This is a genomic window from Kitasatospora cathayae, assembly GCF_027627435.1.
Lineage (GTDB): Bacteria > Actinomycetota > Actinomycetes > Streptomycetales > Streptomycetaceae > Kitasatospora > Kitasatospora cathayae.
Genome location: NZ_CP115450.1, coordinates 6,173,552 through 6,192,932, shown reverse-complemented (window position 1 = coordinate 6,192,932; position 19,381 = coordinate 6,173,552). Strand labels below are relative to the sequence as shown.

The window sequence follows — 19,381 nt, the reverse complement described above, 5'->3', positions numbered from 1 at the left end:
CTGGACCCACCCGGGTCGGTCAGGCCGACCCGGTCCCCTTCTGTTCCTGCTGGCCCTGCTGCTCGGCGTCGCCCGCCTTCTCCGCCTTCTCCGCCTTGGCGGCCTCGGCGGCCTTCTCGGCCTCGGCGGCTTCCGCCTTCTCCGCCTTGGCGGCGGCCCGGCGCTCGGCGTCGGCCTTCTTCTTCTCGTCGGCGATCTGCCGCTTGGCGGCGGTCGCGTAGATGTCCACGTACTCCTGGCCGGAGAGCCGCATGATCTCGTACATCACCTCGTCCGTCACCGAACGGAGGATGAAGCGGTCGTTCTCCATGCCGTGGTAGCGGGAGAAGTCCAGCGGGCGACCGATCCGGATGCCCGGGCGGATCCCGAAGTTCGGGATCACCTGGCCGGGCGGCTGCACCTTCTCGGTGTCGATCATGGCGACCGGGATGACCGGCGCGCCGGTGGCCAGCGCGACGCGGGCCAGGCCGCCGACCTTGCCGCGGTAGAGCTTGCCGTCGGGCGAGCGGGTGCCCTCGGGGTAGACGCCGAACAGCTCGCCGCGGTCCAACACCGCGATGGCGCTGCGGATCGCGGCCTCGCCGGCGCCGCGCACGCCCGAGCGGTCCACCGGCAGCTGGCCGACGCCCTTGAAGAAGGCCGCCGTCAGCCGGCCCTTGAGGCCGGGGGTGTTGAAGTACTCGGCCTTCGCGATGAAGGTCACCCGGCGTTTGATCAGCGCGGGGAAGAAGAACGAGTCCGAGAAGGACAGGTGGTTGCTCGCGATGATCGCCGCACCCTCGGTGGGGATGTTCTCCTCACCCTCGATCCACGGCCGGAAGAAGATCCGAAGCAGTGGCGCGACGATCATCTTCATCAGTCGGTAGAACAACCCGGGCCTCCTGTTATGCGGACCGGTCGATCCTAATGCCCCGCGGACGTCCGCTGTGCCCGGGCCCGCCGTAGGGGGTGTACGTCCCCGCTCGGGGCGTGGGACGATGCGGATTCCCGCAGCTCCCCTCCCAGCGTTCCCTCCCCCAGCGCCACCCGCCCGCGAAGGAGTCCGCCATGCCGCTGCTGCCCGGTGCCGAACCGTACCGCCACCGCGGCGGACCGGTCGGGGTCCTGCTCTGCCACGGCTTCACCGGGTCGCCGCAGTCGCTGCGGCCGTGGGCCGAGGAGCTGGCGGCGGCCGGATTCACCGTCTCGCTGCCGTTGCTGCCGGGGCACGGCACCCGTTGGCAGGACATGCAGGTCACCCGGTGGGAGGACTGGTACGCGGAGGTCGAGCGCGAACTGCTGACGCTCGCCGAGGAGTGCGAGCAGGTCTTCGTCTGCGCGCTGTCGATGGGCGGCGCGCTGGCGCTGCGGCTGGCCGCACTGCACGGCCCGAAGGTGTCCGGGCTGGTGCTGGTCAACCCGTCGGTGCGCTCGGACAACCCCGCGGGCGTGCTGCTCCCGGTGCTCCGGCACCTCGTCCCGAGCATTCCGGGGATCGTGAACGACATCCACAAGCCGGGCGCCCGGGAACTCGGCTACGACCGGACGCCGCTGCACGCCGCCTGGTCGCTGAGCCGGCTGTGGCAGGAGGTCCAGCGGCGACTGCCCGAGGTCACCCAGCCCGTGCTGCTGTTCCGGAGTCCGCAGGACCACGTCGTCTCGTCGGCCAACTCGGAACTGGTGCTGGCCCGGATATCCTCGACCGACGTGACGGAGCGGCTGTGCCAGCGCAGCTTCCACGTCGCGACGCTGGACCACGACGCGGCGGAAATATTCGCGGCGAGCCAGGACTTCATCCGACGGCTGGCTCCCGCGCACGCGGCGGGTGCCGACAGGGCCGAATCCGACGATCACCATGGCTGAAGGGCCGGAAGTGCACGAGAGCAGCACGGCGGGCAGCGGGGACGAGAAGCCCCGCGAGGACGGCGCGCGGACGGACGGAGCGCCGACGGACGCCACCGCCCAGGGGGACGCCGCCGTCGAGGGGAACCCGACCGTTCCGGGGAACGCCACCGTCCACGGGGACGGCACCGTCCAGGGCGGTGCGGCGGCCAGCGGCCCGGGAGCCGACGGCGCCGCACCCACCGGGGACGCCCCCGAGGCGGACGCCCCCGCGCCGGTGGATTCCCGCCCGCGCCGCAGCGCCCCCGAGCGCACCCAGGCCGAGCAGGACGCGATCTTCGCCGCCCTGGTCGCCCAGTTCGACGACCCGGTCGACCTCACCAACCCCAACTGGCCGGAGATCGAGAACCTCCGGGCGCAGAACGAGCTCAAGGGCGGCTTCAAGGACGGCGTCGGCCCCACGGCCGGCCAGGGTGATCCGGACGACCTCTCCGACCTCGCCCCGCAGCCCCGCTCCCGCTCCGGCCGCCCCGTGCTCCCGGCCGCCGGCTCCGGCCCGCGCGACTTCGAGCTGGCCGAGGAGACCGACGAGGGCCACTACGTCCCGCCGGAGCCCCCGCCGCTGCCGCCCGCCGACGTGACCGCCAAGTTCGCCTGGCTGGCGGTGCTCGGCGGCCCGGCCCTGCTGCTGATCGACGCGGTGGTGTGGCGGGAGATCTCCGGCTGGCCCGCCTGGGTGGGGGTCACCGCCTTCCTCGGCGGCTTCGTCACCCTGGTCGCCCGGATGAAGGACCGCGACGAGGACGAGCCGGAGGACCCGGACCACGGCGCGGTGGTCTAGCTAGCCTGCCGGGAACTCCACCACCGCGAGCACCGGCAGGTGGTCGGTCGCGGCCCGCAGGTCGGCCTCGGTGACACCGGGCAGCCCGTGCGGCACCCCGCAGCCGATGACGGTGATCCCGGGCGTGGCGAAGACGGCGTCGATCCGCTGATAGGGGTTCTCGGGGACGGACGTGAACTCGCCGCCCCAGGGCGCGGTCGGGTAGCCGTCCCACATCCGCGAGGCCAGCAGCTGCCACCCCGGCCCGTCCGGGTGCTCGTTGAAGTCCCCTGCCACGATGCCCTGTTCGGCGATCGCGAGCTGCTCGAGCAACAGCTCGAACTGCCCGTACCGCTCCTCGGCGTCCAGGCTGAGGTGGCAGCTGGTGACGGTGAACGGCGCGGCGCCCGGCACCCGCAGCAGCGCGGTGGCGAAGCCGCGCGCGTGCAGACCGCGGGTCTTGGGCAGTAGCCGGTCGTACACGCCCAACACCTCCACCGCGCCGGGCCGGCCGAGCAGCAGCGGCCCCGCGGCGGTCCGACCGCCCCCGGCCAGCACGACCGTCCCGGTGCTCCGGGCCAGCCAGGCGGCCTGCCCCTCGGGGCGCCAGTAGCGCGGCGACTCCTGGACGCACACCAGGTCGGGCGCGCAGGCCCGGATCACCCGCACCAGCGCCCGCCGGTCGTCGCGCAGCGAGCGGATGTTGTAGCTGAGCAGGCGCAACCTGCGCGGGCCGCCCGGCGGCGGAGCGATGGGCGCGGTGGTCAAGTGGCGGTCCTCCCCTGTGCGGTGTCCCTGGGGAGGACGGTAGTGCGACGGCGGCGGCGCGTCCGGGATTGGTCGGGGCCCGGTCGCACCGCCGCCGGCGGGCTCTGCTCCCCCTGAGCCGCATCTCGGCGGCGAGGGGGGGGCTCCCCCCTGAGCCAAAGGGGCGCGCCGGTGCCGAAAGGAAGGAGGGCCAAGCTCCCGACGAAGGAGGGAGTGCAGTGGCCGACGACCGTCGGCACCGGGCACGAGCGCCCCGGCGGCGAAGGGGGCTCCCCCTGAGCCAAAGGGGCGCGCCGGTGCCGAAAGGAAGGAGGGCCAAGCTCCCGACGAAGGAGGGAGTGCAGTGGCCGACGACCGTCGGCACCGGGCACGAGCGCCCCGGCGGCGAAGGGGGAATAACCGTCAGGCGGTACGGGCGAGGTCCGCCGCGCCGACGATGCCGGCCGCGGAGCCCATCGAGGCGAGCACGACCTCGGCGCGCGGGCGGTGCACCCCGCCGGTCAGGTAGTGCTCGAAGGCCTTGGCGACCGGGTCGAGCAGCAGCCGGCCGGAGTCGGAGACCCCGCCGCCGAGGACGAACACGCCCGGGTCGAACAGCGCGGCGAGGTCGGCCATGCCGCGGCCCAGCCAGTCGGCCAGCTCGGCGTAGCACTCCAGGGCGAGCGGGTCGCCCTCCTCGGCCGCCTCGGTGATGTGGATGCCGCGGATGGTCTCGGCGACACCGTCGTTGAGCTCCAGCATCCGCCGGCCGCGCAGCGGGTCGGCCGCGGCCTTCTCCCGGCCGTAGCGGCGCAGCGCGCGCCCGGAGCCGTACTGCTCCCAGCAGCCCTTGCCGCCGCAGCCGCACGGCAGGCCGTCCGGGACCATGTTGAGGTGGCCGATCTCGCCGGCCACACCGAAGCGGCCGCGGTGCAGCCGCCCGTCGAGGACGATGCCGCCGCCGATGCCGGTGCCGACGGTGATCAGCACCATGTCCTGGTGGTCGGCGGCCGCGCCGAAGCGGAACTCGGCCCAGGCGGCGCAGTTGGCGTCGTTCTCGACCACCGCGGACAGCCCGGTGAGCTCCTCGATCCGGCCGCGCAGCGGCTCGTTCTCCCAGTCGATGTTGGGCGCGAAGATCACCGTCGAGCGGTTGCTGTCGACGAAGCCGGGGGCACCGACGCCGACCGCGGTGACGTCGGGGTGCTGCTCCTTGAGTTCGCGCACGGCCTGCGCGATGGCGTCGACCGCCCACTGGGGGTCGGCCGGGGTGGGGACCCGGGTCCGCGCCAGGATCGCACCCGCCTCGTCGACCACGCCTGCCGCGATCTTGGTCCCGCCGACATCGACGCCGATGGTCAGAGCCATGTGTCCCTCAGCTATTCACTCGTTCCCGCTGGACGGAACGGTACCGCCCAACCCCGCCCCCGTACACAGCCTCGCATACATTATCCGAAGACAATTCTGGGGAAACCGGGCCGCGACGCTTCAAAAGTCTTATCTAATCTCATCCTTCGTGACGCAACAGAGCAACGCGATCACCCTCCGAAGGTTACGGATTCACTGCTTGGCGAACATCCCGTCAGCCCCGGTCAGCCCCCGGTCAGCCGTGGTCGGCACCGTCGGCGCCCCCGGCCCGGCCGGGCTCGTCGAGGTCGATCTTCTCCACCGGCGCCCCCTCCCCCGCCGTCCAGCGCTGCTCGTGCCCGGCCACCGCGGCCCGGTACGCGGCCAGCAGCTCGGCGCCCGCGGCGGCCAGCCCGGAGCCGGCGGCGGCGAGGTGGGAGTAGACCTCCGGCTGCTGGGTGCGCAGGCGGTCGGCGAGCCCGGACAGGGCGATCAGAGTGGTGGCGCTGGTCTCCTGCGCCTTCTCTCCGACGGCGGCGGCGAACCGGCGCACCTCGTCCACCAGCGGGCCCAGCTCCGGCCCGAACGGGTGGGTCGGCCCGTCGCCCTGCTCCGCGCCGGGCTCGGTACGGTCGTCGGTGCTGGTCATCGCGGGCGCCTCCTCAGCCGTGGCCGCACCCCGCGGCCCTCCGGCCCGACGCTACCCGACCGGCCGCGCCACCTCGAAAGGCCGAAAGGCCGTCAGCCCTGCGGCCAGAGCGAAGGGTCGGGCGCGAACCGCACCGACAGCACGCCCTCGTGCAGCCCCGCCCCGGCGACCGTGCAGCGGCGCAGCGCGGCGGGCAGCGGGAGCACCCGGCGGTGGGCGCCGAGGCCGACCACCAGGTCGTCGCCCCGGCGGACCAGGTCCAGCCCGGCGCGCTCGGCGCCGGGCAGGTCGAGGTGCCAGACCAGCAGGCCGTCCTCGGCGAGCCGGTCCTCGACCGGCCAGGGCTGCGGGTCCAGCCGCTCGGGGCCGGGCCCGTCGCCGTAGAGGCGGTCGGCGACGGCCTCCAGGGTGCCGTCGGCCAGGCCGGTGACCAGCACCGGGGCGTCGGTCCCGGCGGTGAGCCGGTCCAGTTCCTCCTGGCGGCGGCGGGCCAGCGCGGCCAGCCAGGGGTCGGGCGAGGCGAGGGCGGCCGGCGGCAGAGCGCCGTGCACCACGACGGCGTCCGGCCGGTGCCCGTACAGCGCGAGCCCGGCGCGGATCCGGCGCAGCTCCTCGTACGGGTGGCCGTCGGCCGGTACGACCAGGCGCACGCTGGTGCCCGGGTCGCCGACCGCGGCGCGGGACTCGGCGAGCACCGCGGCGGCCTTGGTGCGCCCCTCGTACAGCCACTCGGCGGGCATCGGGACGCCGGCCAGCCCGGCCAGCAGCGGGCGCAGCGCTCGGGCGGCCTGCCGCTGCTCGGGCACCAGCCGGTCCAGGTAGCGGGTCAGTTGCTCGGGCAGGGCGAGGGTGGCGATCAGTTCGGCGGGCGGCGGGGCGAGCACCACCAGGACGTCCTGGTCGGCGGCGGGCAGGGCGCGCAGCAGGGCGAGCCGGGCGATGCCGGGGAGGGCGGTCAGTTCCTCGGGGTCCAGCTGTTCGGCGCCGAGCAGGTCGAGGGCGGGCCCCAGCCGGCCGGTGAGCTCGCCGACGGCGTAGCGGAAGGCGGCCTGCTCGTCGATCCGGGAGACCGTCAGGCCGGGTGCGTAGTCGAGCGGTTCGGGTTCCAGGCGGGTGCCGAGGGCGGCGTCCAGGGTGCGGTGCGGGTCGTCGGCGGCCAGCAGCCAGGTGCGGTGGCCGCCGCGGGCGGCGTGCAGGGCGGTGGCGGCGGCCACGATGGGCGCGCCCGCGTCACCGCTGACCAGGATGGTGCGCGTCGCCGTCATGCCGTCAGCCCCCGTTCCGCCGTGCCGGTCCTCGTCAGCCCTCGACGCGCTTCTTCAGGCCGGCCAGCGCGCGGTCGATGATGACCTTCTCGGCCTTGCGCTTGATCATGCCGAGCATCGGGATCTTGACGTCCACGGCGAGCTGGTAGGTGACCTCGGTGCGGCCGCCGGCCAGCGGGGCGAGGGTGTAGGAGCCGTCCAGCGAGCGGAGCATCTGGCTGCGGACGAGGGTCCAGCTGACTTCGCGGTCGTCGTCCCAGGTGTAGGCGAGGGTGTGCTCGTCGCGGATCGCGCCGGCGTCGAGCAGCAGTCGGACCTTGGCGGCGCGGCCGTCCTCGCCGGTCTCCAGGACCTCGATCTCCTTGACCTCGCCGGTCCAGGCCGGGTAGGCGGCGAAGTCGGCGATCACGGCCATGACCTCGGCCGGGGTCGCGTCGATGGTGATGTCCGACCTGGTGTGCTCCGCCATGGAATGGCCCTCCGCCTCGTCCCTCTGCCTGCCGGTCCGGTCGAGGCGCGCTCGACCCGATCCGCCCGGAGCAGGCTATCGCGACCGGCGATCGACTCGGCCGCGCGGGCACCGGCGGCAGGCGCTGCGGGGCGGGCGGCGGGGCATGCTACCGGCCGGTCACCGGTGGGCTGCCGTAGGGTGCCAGTCGAACGACCCGGTCACGGCCTGGTCCGACCCGGCCGGGTGTGACACTTCGAACACCGGGGCCGACCCCCCTGGTCGAAGCTGCCTACCGGGCAGTAACGTCCTGCCGTCCCGCAGCGTCGCGAACGAGGAGCAGTCTTGCTCGACTTCAGCCTTCCGGCCCTCTACCAGGTACCGAGCGGCGGTAACCTCTCCGACCCTGTGCACCGGAACGCCGAGGTCCACCCGGACGTCGCGGTGCTCAGCCGCAAGGTGGACGGCCGCTGGGAGGAGTTGACCTCGGTCCAGTTCCTCGCCGAGGTGCACGCCGCCGCGAAGGGCCTGATCGCCGCGGGCATCGAGCCCGGCGACCGGGTGGGCATCATGTCCCGCACCCGGTACGAGTGGACGCTGCTGGACTTCGCGATCTGGACGGCCGGCGCGATCACCGTGCCGGTGTACGAGACGTCCTCCGCCGAGCAGGTCGAGTGGATCCTCGGCGACTCGGGCGCGGTCGCCGTCCTCACCGAGACCGACCAGCACGTCAAGGTGGTCGGCGAGGTCCGCGACCGGCTGCCGGAGCTGAAGCACACCTGGCAGATCGAGGGCGGCGCGCTCGCCGCGCTGGCCGAGGCCGGCCGGGACGTCCCGGACGCGACCGTCCAGGAGCGCCGCGCGATCGCCGGCCCCGACGACGTCGCCACCATCGTCTACACCTCGGGCACCACCGGCCGCCCGAAGGGCTGTCAGCTGACGCACGGCAACTTCCTCGCCGAGTGCGGCAACATCGTCGAGCGCCTCACCCCGCTGTTCCGCACCGGCGACAGCTCCGTCCTGCTCTTCCTGCCGCTGGCCCACGTGCTCGGCCGGATCGCCGAGATCGCCCCGGCGATGGCCCCGATCAAGCTGGGCCACGTCTCCGACATCAAGGACGTCACCGCCGAGCTGGCCGCCTTCCGGCCGACCCTGATCCTGGGCGTGCCCAGAGTCTTCGAGAAGGTCTACAACACCGCCCGTGCCAAGGCCCAGGCCGACGGCAAGGGCAAGATCTTCGACAAGGCCGCCGAGACCGCGATCGCCTACAGCCGGGCGCTGGACGCCGGCGGCGCGGGCCTGGTCCTGCGGCTCAAGCACGCCGTCTTCGACAAGCTGGTCTACAGCAAGCTGCGCGCCGCCCTCGGCGGCCGGGCCACCCACGCGATCTCCGGCGGCGCCCCGCTCGGCGAGCGGCTCGGCCACTTCTACCGGGGCATCGGCTTCACCGTCCTGGAGGGCTACGGCCTGACCGAGACCTGCGCGGCCACCGCCTTCAACCCGTGGGACAAGCCGAAGATCGGTACGGTCGGCCAGCCGGTCCCCGGCGCCTCCGTCCGGATCGCCGAGGACGGCGAGGTCTTCTTCAAGGGCCCGCACGTCTTCACCGGCTACTGGAACAACCCGCAGGCCACCGCCGACACCCTCAAGGACGGCTGGATGGCGACCGGTGACCTCGGCTCGCTGGACTCCGAGGGCTACCTGACCATCACCGGCCGCAAGAAGGAGATCATCGTCACCGCCGGCGGCAAGAACGTCGCCCCGGCCGTGATCGAGGACCGGATCCGGGCCCACGCCCTGGTCGGCGAGGTCATGGTGGTCGGCGACCGCAAGCCCTTCATCGCCTGCCTGCTCACCGTCGACCCGGACTTCTTCCCGAAGTGGAAGGAGCTCAACGGCAAGCCCGCCACCGCCACCGTCGCCGAGCTCGCCGACGACCCTGACCTGCTGGCCGCCCTGCAGACCGCGGTGGACGACGGCAACGCGGCCGTCTCGCACGCCGAGGCGGTCAAGAAGTTCCGCCTGCTGGACACCGAGTTCTCCGAGGAGAGCGGCCACCTGACGCCCTCGCTCAAGCTCAAGCGCAACGTCGTGCTGAAGGACTACGCCGCCGAGATCGAGGCGCTGTACAAGAAGTAGCAGCACACGGACGGGCCCCGCCTCCTCCCGCAGGAAGAGGCGGGGCCCGTCCGCGCGTCAGGCCGCCAGCAGCGAGGTCAGCCGCCCGGCCAGCAGGTCCCAGCGCCAGGAGCGCTCCACCCAGCGCCGCCCGGCCTCGCCCATCCGCCGCCGCAGCTCCTCGTCCCGCAGCAGCCGGACGATCCGCTCCGCGGCCGCCGCGGCCGAGCCGCCGGGCACCACGTATCCGGTCTCGCCCTCCAGCACCGCGTCCGGCGCCCCGCCGGAGTCCCCCGCGACCACCGGCAGGCCGGTCGCCGAGGCCTCCAGGTAGACGATCCCCAGCCCCTCCACGTCCAGCCCCCCGCGGCGGGTCCGGCAGGGCATCGCGAAGACGTCCCCGGCCCCGTAGTGGGCGGGCAGTTCCTCCCAGGGCACCGAGCCGGTGAACCGCACCGAGGCCCGTACGCCCTTGGCGTCCGCCAGCTTCTCCAGCTCCGCCCGGTACGGCCCGCCTCCGACGATCAGCAGCACCGCGTCCGGCACGTCCGCCAGGATCTGCGGCATCGCCTCGATCAGGGTGTCCTGCCCCTTGCGCGGCACCAGCCGGGAGACGCACACCACCACCGGCCGGTCCGCCAGCCCCAGCCGTCGGCGCACCTCGGCGCCCCCGGAGCCGGAGTGGAAGGTCGACTCGTCCACACCCGGCGGCAGCTGCACCATCCGGGCCGCGGCCCGCGGCCCGACCGCGGCGGCGATCCGCGAGCGGGTGTACTCGCCCAGGTACGTCAGCACGTCGGTGCCCGCGCCGATCCGCCGCAGCAGCTGCCGGGAGCCCGGCAGCTGGGCCCAGGCGGCCTCGTGCCCGTGGGTCATGCCGAGCAACCGCCCGGCCCCGGCCCGGCGCAGCGTCGGCGCCATCAGGCCGAGCGGGGCCGCGGCGCCGAACCAGACCGAGTCGCACTTCTCCGCGCGCAGGATCTCGGCGGCCCGCCGGGTGACCCGGGGTGTGGGAACCATCACCTTCGTGCGGTCCCGGATCACCGGGAACGGCTGCTCGGCGTCGAAGCGCCGCACCTCGGTGCCGTCCCGCCAGGTCGAGGCGTACACCACGATGCTCCCGGCCGGCTGACGGACGGCCATGTTGTGCACGAAGGCCTGGATGCCTCCCGGGCGGGGCGGGAAGTCATTGGTGACGATCAAGGTTCTGTGCATCAGGCCACGGCTCGCTCGGTCGGGGGGTGCTCGGTGTACCGCTGGGTGATCCGTACGATAGGTCAACACCATGACCCGCCGGGAACGGAACCGCGTACGGCAACCGTTTGACCCCCGGGTCAGTCCTAGTACCTAGGCCGCGATGCGGCGGCCCGGGCGTCCGTCAGTACGACGCCTCCGGTGAGGACGTCGAGACGAACGAGGGAGCGCAGTGGAGTTGGCCCCGGCCACCGAGTCCGGTTCTTCGCGCGGCCGCCTCGGCCGCCCGCTCGGGGCGCTGGCCGCCCTCGTCGCGGTCTGGGTGGCCACCCGCACCGTGCTGGTGCTGCTGATGACCGGCGTGCTGAAGTCGCCCGGCGGCGACGTCACGGCCGACGTCTGGATGATCTACCACGCCTGGTACGGCGTGCTGCAGACCGGCACCTTCCCGTTCGACGACGTGACCTGGCAGTACCCGCCGGGCGCCGCCCTGGTGATCCTGCTGCCGGGCCTGCTGCCCTGGTCGTACCTGACCTCGTTCTGGGTGATCTGCGGCATCGCCGACGCCGCCGCGGCCGCGCTGCTTATCCGCACCGGCCTGCGCCGGGGCCGGGCGCTGACCGGCGCCTGGATGTGGGTGGTCGGCGTGCCGCTGCTCGGCCCGATGATCTACAACCGCTTCGACCTCCTGGTCACCGCGCTCGCCCTGGCCGGCCTGCTCGCGCTGATCCGCCGCCCGGCGGTCGGCGGGCTGCTGCTGGGCCTCGGCGGCATCGTCAAGGTCTGGCCGCTGCTCGGCCTGATCGGCACCCCGTCCGGCCGCCGCACCCGCCGTTCCTGGACGCTGGCGGCGGCCACCGCCGTCTCGGTGGGCTTCCTGCTCGCGGCCGGGATGAACGGCGCCTTCGGCTTCCTGGCCTTCCAGAAGGACCGCGGGATCGAGGTCGAGTCGGTCGGCGCCCTGCCGCTGCACCTGGCCCGGCTGGCCGGGGGCTGGAACGGCAGGGTCACCATGAACTACGGCTCCCCCGAGATGCTCGGGCCGTGGGTCAGCGTGATCAGCAAGGTGATGATGGCCGGCACCGTGCTGGGCTTCCTCTGGCTGCTGATGTGGCGCTTCACCGCCCGCCGCCGCAACGCGGCCACCATGTACGACGCGGCGCTGTGCGCGCTGCTGATCTTCGTGGTGACCAGCCGGGTGATCAGCCCGCAGTACCTGGTCTGGCTGATCGGCGTGGCGGCGGTCTGCCTGACCGTGCGCGGCACCAGCCAGCGGCCGGTGGCGCTGCTGATCCTGGTCGCCTGCCCGCTCACCCTGCTCGAGTTCCCGACCATGTTCACCCAGGTCCTGAACAGCGAGCCGCTGGCGATCACCGTGCTGGGCCTGCGCAACCTGCTGCTGCTGACCGCCACCGTGCTCTCCTGCATCCGGCTCTGGCGCTCCACCCGCGCCGCGGCGCCCCTGCCGCCCACCGTGGTGCTGTCCGAGCCCGCCGCACTGCCGGCCGCCTCCGCCTATCCGGTGCGCCCGGGCATCGCGTACGAGCAGGACCTGCTGGACGGCATCGACCACCCGGCCGGGCGTTAGCCGGCTTTCAGCGCCTCCACCTCGGCCAGCCAGAGCCTGGTGAACTCGGCGAGTCCGACGCCCAGTTCGCCGCGCAGCAGCCGGTCGGTGCGGTGCTCCCGGTCCTCGCCCTGGCCGTCGGCCGCGCCGACCGCCCGGTAGAAGGCGACCAGCCGCTCGGTCCCGTACCGGCGGGCGATCAGGTCGCAGGCGAGCCAGGCCTGCTCGTAGGCCTGGGCGATGCCGTCGGCACCCGCGGCGAAGTCCCCGTCGGCGGGCAGCGCGGTGGGCAGCTTCCCGGCGGCGACGTCCCGGGTCAGCTCGGGGGCGATCTGCTGCGGGCGGCGGCCGGATCCGCGGTAGGCGGTCCAGTCGGCGACGCCCTCGGAGAGCCACAGCGGGGTCCAGGCCCGGGTGTCGGCCCGGGTCGCGACGTGGGTGGCCTCGTGGGTGACCACCACCTGCCGGCCGAAGTCGCTGAGCCGCCCGAACGCCTCGGGGTTGACCACCACCCGGTCCGCCGGGGTGTGCCAGGGCGCGCCGGAGGCGGCCACGGTGACCGCCGCCATGCCCGTCCAGCCCGCCGGGTCGGCCTCCAGCAGCCGGGCGAACTGCGCCTCGGTGGCGGGCAGTTCGAGCAGCAGCCGACCGGGCCAGCCGCCGCCCCAGACCGCGCTGACGGCCGGCACCGCCTGGTCCCCCACCGCGACCAGGCCGGCCGGGTCGGGCCCGTCGGCCAGGCCGAGCACCAGGCACCGGGCACCGGGGGCGGTCCGGGCGGGGCCGAGGTCCCACAGCGCCGGGGGCCCGCTGGTGCCCTCCTCGTGCTCCACCCGCCAGCCGCCCCGGTCCCGGACCAGCTCGATCCGGCGCGGGTACACCACGGGGTACTCGTCGTACCCGGCGATCCGCACCGCCAGCTCGACGGACGCGGTCAGCCGCTCCGGCCCGCCGGCCGCCGAGGCCTCCCGTTCGGGCGGCAGCACCAGGTTGCGGTACCCCGCCTCGGCCCCCGCGAGCCCGGACCAGGCGGGCAGCGAGCGGGCTCGCGCCGCCAGCAGCTCGGTCACCTCGGCACGCCGGTCGTCCGTCCGCCCGCCCGGCCGCGCCGCCGGGGCGGCCGGGGGCAGCGACAGCTGGGCCAGCCCGCCGGCCGCGAGCAGCAGCGCACCGCGCCGGGACAGCACGCAACGAGATATGTCGGCCGGGCCGCAGGACGTCGCGCTCAGAGCCGGACCACCCCGGAGACCGGCATCGCGTCGACGCTCTCGTACCGGACCTTGGCGCCCGGGTACGGGGCGTGCACCATCACCCCGCCGCCGGCGTACATCCCGACGTGGTGCATGTCCCGGTAGAAGATCACCAGGTCTCCCGGCCGTGCTTCGGAGAGGCTGATCCGCTGCCCGGCGTACGCCTGGGCCTGCGAGGTCCGCGGCAGGGTCACTCCGGCCTGCCGCCAGCTGTAGTACATCAGACCGGAACAGTCGAAGGCACGGGGCCCGGTGGCTCCGTAGACGTAGGGCGAGCCGATCATCCGCACCGCGGCGGCCAGCGCGGCCGCCCCGCGCTCGGAGGCGGGCGGGGCCGTGCCGAGGTCCAGCCGGTCGGTGCCGCGGGTGGCGCGCTGCTCGGCGTCCCGGGCGTCCTGGGCGGCCATCCTGGCCCGCTCGGCGACGCCCAGGCTGTTGAGCAGCTTCTGGGCCTTGGTCAGCCGCTCCTGGATCTGCTGCTTGTTCTCGGCCAGCGAGCGGCGGGCCTGGTCCAGCTCGGCGAGCTTGGCCGCGGTCTCGGTGCGGCGCTGGTCGAGCCGACGCTGACGGGTGACCAGCTCGTGCAGCGTCTCCTGCTGCCGCTCGGCGGCCTGGCCGAGGGTGCGGGCGCGGTCGAGGTAGGCCGCGGGGTCGGTGGAGAGCATCAGCTGGACGGTCTGGGTCATCCCGCCGCCCCGGTACTCGGCCCCGGCGACCGTCGCCAGGTCCCCGCGCAGCTGGTTGAGCTGCTCCTGGGCGGTGGCGACCTCGCCCTGCAGGTTCGCGGTCTCGCCCAGCAGCCGCTGCTGCGCCTCCTGCGCGGCATTGTACTTCTCCGACGCCCGCTCGGCCTCGTCGTACAGCTGCTCGACCTGCGTCTTGACGCCCTTGCGATCGGGCGCGTCCCGCGCCCCGGGGGCGGCCTGGGCGCTGCCGACGGTCGCCACGCCCAGGGCCGTGGTGGCGGCCGCGGTCAGTACCAGCGCACGGGCGAGCAGTTGGGAACGACGGTGCACGGGCATGGCGGCAACGGCTCCAGTCCTGCGGCGCGGCCCCGCGGCCGCGCCCCGGTGGGCGGCCGTCGAGCGGGAGTCCGGTGGCAGACGTTAGCGAGTCCGGGCAAGTGAGTCCAAACCCCTCCCGACCCGAATATTTGACCCTTATTCGGACACCAGCCCGAGCCGCCGGAAAAGCCGCAGGCCCGGCCCTCCGAGACGGAGGACCGGGCCCGTGAACGTCGGGGCGTGAATCAGACCCGCACGATGGAAGCCAGCGGCATGTTGGAGACGGCCTCGTAGCGGACCGAGGCGCCCGGCTTGGGAGCGTGCAGCACCTGACCGTTGCCCGCGTAGATGCCGACGTGGTGGGCGTCGCTGTAGAAGATCAGCAGGTCGCCGGGCTGGGCCTGGGAGAGGTCCGAGCCGATCCGGGTGCCGGCGCCGGCCTGCTCCTGCGAGGTGCGCGGCAGCGACACGCCGGCCTGGTTGAACGCCCAGACCATCAGGCCCGAGCAGTCGAAGGAGCCGGGACCGGTGGCGCCCCAGACGTACGGGCTGCCGACCTTGGAGGCGGCGGCGGCCAGCGCGGCGGCACCGTGCGAGCTGCCCGGGGCGATCTTGACCGGCGCGGACGAGGAGCCCAGGTCGGAGCGGCCGCTGTCGCGCGAGGCGCGGTCGCCGGAGGCCGGCTGGGAGGCCTTCGCGGCGGCGTCCGCCTTGGCCTGGGCGTCGGCGGCGGCCTTGTCCTCGGCCGCCTTGAGCGCCTGGCGCTCCTGCTCGGTCAGCGTGTTGAGCAGGTCCTGGGCGGCCTTCAGCTTGTTCTGAACGTCCTCCTTGGAGGCCTTCAGCTGCTGGGTGGTGGACTCGAGCTCGGCGAGCTTGCCCTGCGCCTCGGTGCGGTCCTGGTCCAGCTTGCGCTGCTGCTCCTGGAGCTGCTTCAGCTGGTTCTTCTGGGTGTCACCGGCCTGGTTCAGCGCCCCGGCCTGGTTGAGGAAGTTGTCCGGGCTGGAGTTGAACATCAGCTGGACGGTCGGGGATATGCCGCCGTTGCGGTACTGCTCGCCGGCGATCTCGGCGAGGCCGCCCTGCAGGTCGGTCACCTGCGCCTGCTGACGGGCCACCTGGTCCTGCAGGCCGGAGACCTGCTTCTCCAGCGCCTGCTGCTTCTCCTGGGCCGCGTTGTACTTCTCGGTCGCCTGCTCGGCCTGCTCGTTGAGCTGGTCGACCTGCTCCTTGACCTGTTCCTTGGTCGGCTGCGGGTCGGCGTGGGCGCCGGTCTGCGCGGAGAGGGCGACGGCCGCGGCGGCGAAACCGGTCAGGATCGAGACACGAGCGCGGCTGGCGGGCTTGGGACGACGATGGGACGCCACGAAGGCGGACTCCTTCTTCCTACGTCCGCCTACCGGGTGAGCTGACGGGTTCGGGCCGGAAGCATGCCCTACGACGCCTCACGGCCTCACCAACGGCCGACCTGGCGCCGATTCACCCCGGAGGAACATGGTTCCCCGGCTCCGCTCCGCAGCGCCCCCGACCACTGGGCTCCCCTGTCGGGCAGTCGCTTCGACCTGCCCCGCTGTTTCGCGAACTCGACGGAAACCACCGCCGCCACCCAGGCTGGGTGATCGACAGTGCGGTGGTTCGGGGCACGACCCTAGTAACTGAACCGTGATCCGTTCAAATCCTTGTCAGAAAAAAGACGGAAGATCACCCATGTTCTCTTGTGAAAATGACTGATGGTGATCGCCGCCCCACGCAAAGCTGATCGGCTCTCACCGGTCGGCGGTGGAACGGGATGGAACGGACGAACCCCGAAGCGCCACCCCCCGACTCGGGAGGTGGCGCATATCACAGTTCGGAGGCCGGGCTCCGGGAGTGTCGGACCGTCAGACCCGGCGGATCGTGTTGATCGGCATCGCATCGGCCTTCATCACCTTCACCACGTCACCGGTGTGCGGCGCGTGGACGACCATGCCGTTGCCGATGTACATCCCCACGTGGTGCCGGTCGCTGCCGTAGATCACCAGGTCGCCCGGCTGGGCCTGGTCCAGCGAGGGCACCCGGGTGCCGACGTCGCCCTGCTCCTGCGAGGTGCGCGGCAGCGAGACGCCGGCCTGGGCGTACGACCAGACCATCAGGCCCGAGCAGTCGAAGGTGTTCGGCCCGGTGGCGCCCCACACGTACGGCGAGCCCTGCCTGCTCATCGCCCTGGCCACGGCCACGGCCGCGTAGCCGCTGGCCGGCGGCAGGTTGGTGAGGTCGACCCGCGCGGTGCCGCGCGAGGCGCGGTCGTCCTGCTGCTGCTGGGCCTTCAGCGCGGCCCGGTCGGCGGCGCTGAGCGAGTTCAGCAGGTCCTGCGCGGCCTTCAGCTTCTGGTTGACGTCCGCCTTGGCCTGGTTGAGGTCCTTGGTGGTGGAGTCCAGCGACGCCAGCACGGCGGCCGCCTCGGCCTTCTCCTGGTCCAGCCGGCGCTGCTGGTCGAGCAGACCCTTGAGCGCCTCGGTCTGGCTCTCGCTGGCCTGCTGGACGCTCGACGCCTTGTCCAGGTAACCGGACGGGTCGGAGGAGAGCATCAGCTGGACGGACGGGTCGATGCCGCCGGTGCGGTACTGCTCGCCCGCGACCTGGGCCAGGCCGCTCCGCAGCTGGCTCATCTGGTCCTGACTGCGGGCCACCTGGTCCTGCAGCTGGTCGGCCTGCTTGCGGAGCTGGTCCGCGCGCTCCTTGGCGCCGTTGTACTTCTCCGCCGCCTGCTCCTGCTCCTGCTGGAGCTGGTCGATCTGCGCCTTGACGTCGGACGTGTTCGGCTGCGGCGCGGCGTGCGCGGCCACCTGGGCGGAGAGGGCGACCGCGGTCGCAGCGGCAGCGGTGAGCACGGAGACCCGTGCGCGGCTCGGCTGCTTGGGACGGCGGTGGGAGGCCAAGGGACCGGCTCCTTCTTCCATCGGACTCACCCGTTCGGGCGAGATTCCGGAAAATAGGTTTGACGCCAGACCCTAGTGAAGATCTATCCGTTTTGCCACTCCCCCGAAGGCGTGAACTACGGTCCCCACGCTGACTTCACCGGATCCCCACACCACCGCAAAACGGTCACTGACCAGGGATCATCCGACCGGGCCGGGTCAGGGCCGGGCCAGCCGGTTCAGCAGCAGCACCGAGGCCACCGGGCGCGCGCCCGCCTTCCGCACGCCCTCCGCGACCTCCCGGTCGGTGGACACCACCACCACCGGACGGCCCTGCGGCTCGGCCCGGACCAGACGGCGGATCAACTCGTCCGCGGTCTCCCCGGTCCGGCTGAACCGTACCCGCACCCCGCGCGGCGGCGCCATGATGACCGGTACGTCCAGGTCCTGCCCGTCGAACACACAGGTGACCTCCGCCTGGGTGCGCTGGGCCAACATCGCCAGCCCGCCCAGCAGCCGGATCCGCTGCTGCTCCAGCGGCAGCGTCGGGTACCCGGTCTTGGTCACGTTGTAGCCGTCCACCACCAGGTGCACCTGCGGGATCGCCAGCAACTGGTCCAGCAGCGCCGGATCGTCCTCGGCCAGGCCGCGCCGGGCCACGTCGTGCGGCGAGGCCGCCCCCGGCACCACCGCCTCCACCAGGTCCGCCGGGCGGATCTGGGAGACCGGCAGCGCCAGCTCGCGCTGCAGGCCCTGCGCCGACTGCAGCACCGTGTCCAGCAGCAGCCGCAGCCGCATGTCCTCGACGCTGCGCCCCTCCCGGGCCGACCGACGGCCCTGCTCGACCACGGTCTCCAGCTCGGACACCCGGTGCCGCAGCCGCCGCGCCTCGCTCTCCGCCGCGCTGCGCTCACCCGCGGCCTGCGCCTTCGCGGCCTCCAGCTCCCCGGTCACCCGCCGGGTCTCGGCCTGTGCCCGCCGGGTGTCGCTCTCCAGCGACCGCACCTTCTTGCGCAGCGACTCGGCCTCCCGCCGGACGCCCTCGAACTCCGCCCGCTGGCGGTCCAGGTCCGCGCGCGCGGCGGCCCGTACCTCGGCCAGCTCGGCCTGCAGCTTCTCCACCAGTCGGGTGGCCTCCGCCACGGCGTCCTCGGCGCCGACCCGCTCGGCCTCCTCGCCGGCCTCGGTGACCAGCCGGCTCCAGCCCGCCGACCGCACCAGGTAGGCGGCGGCCGCGACGTCCATCGGATCGGCGGCGCCGGGGACGGTGCCCGACTCCAGCGCCTTCACCAGGTCCGGCTGGCCCAGCCGCAGCCGCTCCGCTATCCGCACCCGGAACGCCGGCTCGGACTCCAGCGCCGCCGCCAGCGCGGTGGCCGCGTACTTGGCCCGCCGCGCCGGGGTGAACTTGACGTACTGACGCAGGCCCTGCGGCAGCTCCGCGGGCGGCAGCCCGCCCAGCGCGTCCGAGGCCAGCCCGACCACGCGCCGGCGCACGCCCTCCGGCAACGGCCGGTCCAGCTTCTCGGCCGCGCGCTCCGCGACGGCACCCGGAGCAGCGGCACCGGACCCACCGGCACCGGACTCAGCGGCACCCGGCTCGACGCCGGCCGCGTCAGCAGCGCCCGAGTCATCGGCACCGGACGCAGCGGCCCCTGCCGCGCCGCCCTCCGACGGAGCGTTCTCGGACGGGACCGTCCCGGCGGCCGGCTCCGGTGCCTGCGCAGCGGGCTGAAGCCCCTGCGCTTCGCCGGGCTCCCTCGCTGCGTCCACCACGTCCTCGGCTCCGATCCTGGTCCAGCGGGTGCGGCCCGCGGCCGCCCCTGTCGTCACGCTCCGTGCGCCTTATCTGTATTGTCCCGTGCGGTGGACGGCCGCGTCGCGCACCGCCCACCGCACCGACGGGTCAGCCCTGCTCGGCGGGGGCTTCCGCACCCTCGGCGCCCGGGCGGGCCACCAGCTCGACCTGGTCCACCGCGTTGCACCAGCGGCAGCGCACCGACTCGATCGTCTCGCTGAGCACCTCGGTCTCCTCGACCTTGGACTCGCCGGCCAGGTCGAAGTGCAGGAACTCGGTCACCCGCGCGGTGCGGGTCACGTCGAAGCGGGTGAGGTTGCCGCACAGCGTGCAGCGCCAGCGCGTCTCGGCGGTCAGTGCGGGGACGGTCATCGGGGATCCTCTCGGCTGGTCCCTGGGTGGGCTAGGCGCTCCCCCCGGAGCCCCGGCGTCGGCGGCGGGAGGCGGGATTGCCCGCCC

The 19,381-nt window shown here is 73.6% G+C and carries 17 protein-coding genes and 1 riboswitch; of the genes, 4 read left to right on the top strand and 13 right to left on the bottom strand.

The window, feature by feature from the left end; genetic code table 11:
• Positions 1-19: 19 nt before the first annotated feature.
• Complete coding sequence (locus tag O1G21_RS27700; protein WP_270151294.1) at positions 20-856, bottom strand: lysophospholipid acyltransferase family protein; 837 nt, start codon at positions 854-856, stop codon at positions 20-22.
• Between the two features lie 191 nt (positions 857-1,047).
• Between O1G21_RS27700 and O1G21_RS27695 the strand changes: the two genes are divergently transcribed.
• Positions 1,048-1,842, top strand: a complete 795-nt coding sequence (locus O1G21_RS27695) for an alpha/beta hydrolase (RefSeq protein ID WP_270147462.1) — start codon at positions 1,048-1,050, stop codon at positions 1,840-1,842.
• Positions 1,843-1,852: 10 nt separating this feature from the next.
• Positions 1,853-2,662 carry a hypothetical protein gene (locus O1G21_RS27690; protein ID WP_270147461.1) on the top strand — a complete coding sequence of 270 codons (810 nt, stop codon included), beginning with the start codon at positions 1,853-1,855 and terminating at the stop codon, positions 2,660-2,662.
• On the opposite strand, the gene O1G21_RS27685 is transcribed toward O1G21_RS27690, so the two are convergent.
• The 5 genes from O1G21_RS27685 to O1G21_RS27665 all read right to left on the bottom strand — a co-directional run bounded on the left by O1G21_RS27685 (position 2,663) and on the right by O1G21_RS27665 (position 7,118).
• On the bottom strand, positions 2,663-3,409 hold the full coding sequence (locus tag O1G21_RS27685; protein ID WP_270147459.1) for an endonuclease/exonuclease/phosphatase family protein: 747 nt from the start codon (positions 3,407-3,409) through the stop codon (positions 2,663-2,665).
• 402 nt (positions 3,410-3,811) lie between these two features.
• The gene (locus O1G21_RS27680) at positions 3,812-4,756 is read right to left on the bottom strand and encodes an ROK family glucokinase (protein ID WP_270147457.1); all 945 of its coding nucleotides are present in this window, start codon (positions 4,754-4,756) and stop codon (positions 3,812-3,814) included.
• 235 nt (positions 4,757-4,991) lie between these two features.
• Positions 4,992-5,384, bottom strand: coding sequence for a DUF5304 family protein (locus tag O1G21_RS27675; protein WP_270147455.1), 393 nt, complete (start codon positions 5,382-5,384; stop codon positions 4,992-4,994).
• 92 nt (positions 5,385-5,476) lie between these two features.
• Positions 5,477-6,649 carry an ArsA family ATPase gene (locus O1G21_RS27670; RefSeq protein ID WP_270147454.1) on the bottom strand — a complete coding sequence of 391 codons (1,173 nt, stop codon included), beginning with the start codon at positions 6,647-6,649 and terminating at the stop codon, positions 5,477-5,479.
• 34 nt (positions 6,650-6,683) lie between these two features.
• On the bottom strand, positions 6,684-7,118 hold the full coding sequence (locus O1G21_RS27665) for an SRPBCC family protein (protein WP_270147453.1): 435 nt from the start codon (positions 7,116-7,118) through the stop codon (positions 6,684-6,686).
• 324 nt (positions 7,119-7,442) lie between these two features.
• Here O1G21_RS27665 and O1G21_RS27660 point away from each other — a divergent pair, with 324 nt between their 5' ends.
• Positions 7,443-9,236, top strand: a complete 1,794-nt coding sequence (locus O1G21_RS27660; protein ID WP_270147450.1) for an AMP-dependent synthetase/ligase — start codon at positions 7,443-7,445, stop codon at positions 9,234-9,236.
• Positions 9,237-9,293: 57 nt separating this feature from the next.
• On the opposite strand, the gene O1G21_RS27655 is transcribed toward O1G21_RS27660, so the two are convergent.
• Positions 9,294-10,430, bottom strand: coding sequence for a glycosyltransferase family 4 protein (locus O1G21_RS27655; RefSeq protein ID WP_270147449.1), 1,137 nt, complete (start codon positions 10,428-10,430; stop codon positions 9,294-9,296).
• Positions 10,431-10,641: 211 nt separating this feature from the next.
• On the opposite strand from O1G21_RS27655, the gene O1G21_RS27650 reads away from it, so the two are divergent.
• Positions 10,642-11,997 carry a glycosyltransferase 87 family protein gene (locus tag O1G21_RS27650; protein WP_270147448.1) on the top strand — a complete coding sequence of 452 codons (1,356 nt, stop codon included), beginning with the start codon at positions 10,642-10,644 and terminating at the stop codon, positions 11,995-11,997.
• Here the strand turns inward: O1G21_RS27650 and O1G21_RS27645 are convergent.
• The 6 genes from O1G21_RS27645 to O1G21_RS27620 form a co-directional block, all read right to left on the bottom strand.
• A complete protein-coding gene (locus O1G21_RS27645) occupies positions 11,994-13,163 on the bottom strand; it encodes a hypothetical protein (RefSeq protein WP_270147446.1) in 1,170 nt (389 codons plus the stop codon). The two genes, O1G21_RS27650 and O1G21_RS27645, sit on opposite strands and share 4 nt — an antisense overlap.
• A gap of 38 nt (positions 13,164-13,201) precedes the next feature.
• Positions 13,202-14,248 carry a C40 family peptidase gene (locus O1G21_RS27640; RefSeq protein WP_270147444.1) on the bottom strand — a complete coding sequence of 349 codons (1,047 nt, stop codon included), beginning with the start codon at positions 14,246-14,248 and terminating at the stop codon, positions 13,202-13,204.
• A 227-nt stretch (positions 14,249-14,475) separates the two neighbouring features.
• Complete coding sequence (locus O1G21_RS27635; RefSeq protein WP_270147442.1) at positions 14,476-15,594, bottom strand: NlpC/P60 family protein; 1,119 nt, start codon at positions 15,592-15,594, stop codon at positions 14,476-14,478.
• 10 nt (positions 15,595-15,604) lie between these two features.
• A riboswitch (cyclic di-AMP (ydaO/yuaA leader) is annotated at positions 15,605-15,758 on the bottom strand.
• Between the two features lie 349 nt (positions 15,759-16,107).
• Complete coding sequence (locus tag O1G21_RS27630; protein WP_270147440.1) at positions 16,108-17,145, bottom strand: C40 family peptidase; 1,038 nt, start codon at positions 17,143-17,145, stop codon at positions 16,108-16,110.
• A gap of 198 nt (positions 17,146-17,343) precedes the next feature.
• Positions 17,344-18,957, bottom strand: a complete 1,614-nt coding sequence (locus tag O1G21_RS27625) for an NYN domain-containing protein (protein WP_405000716.1) — start codon at positions 18,955-18,957, stop codon at positions 17,344-17,346.
• Between the two features lie 73 nt (positions 18,958-19,030).
• Positions 19,031-19,294, bottom strand: coding sequence for a hypothetical protein (locus O1G21_RS27620; protein ID WP_270147438.1), 264 nt, complete (start codon positions 19,292-19,294; stop codon positions 19,031-19,033).
• Between the last annotated feature and the right edge of the window lie 87 nt (positions 19,295-19,381).

Coding starts and splice junctions, on each gene's coding strand:
- O1G21_RS27700 (WP_270151294.1), bottom strand. CDS start 856: ATGAAGATGATCGTCGCGCCACTGCTTCGGATCTTCTTCCGGCCGTGG.
- O1G21_RS27695 (WP_270147462.1), top strand. CDS start 1,048: ATGCCGCTGCTGCCCGGTGCCGAACCGTACCGCCACCGCGGCGGACCG.
- O1G21_RS27680 (WP_270147457.1), bottom strand. CDS start 4,756: ATGGCTCTGACCATCGGCGTCGATGTCGGCGGGACCAAGATCGCGGCA.
- O1G21_RS27675 (WP_270147455.1), bottom strand. CDS start 5,384: ATGACCAGCACCGACGACCGTACCGAGCCCGGCGCGGAGCAGGGCGAC.
- O1G21_RS27670 (WP_270147454.1), bottom strand. CDS start 6,649: ATGACGGCGACGCGCACCATCCTGGTCAGCGGTGACGCGGGCGCGCCC.
- O1G21_RS27665 (WP_270147453.1), bottom strand. CDS start 7,118: ATGGCGGAGCACACCAGGTCGGACATCACCATCGACGCGACCCCGGCC.
- O1G21_RS27655 (WP_270147449.1), bottom strand. CDS start 10,430: ATGCACAGAACCTTGATCGTCACCAATGACTTCCCGCCCCGCCCGGGA.
- O1G21_RS27640 (WP_270147444.1), bottom strand. CDS start 14,248: ATGCCCGTGCACCGTCGTTCCCAACTGCTCGCCCGTGCGCTGGTACTG.
- O1G21_RS27620 (WP_270147438.1), bottom strand. CDS start 19,294: ATGACCGTCCCCGCACTGACCGCCGAGACGCGCTGGCGCTGCACGCTG.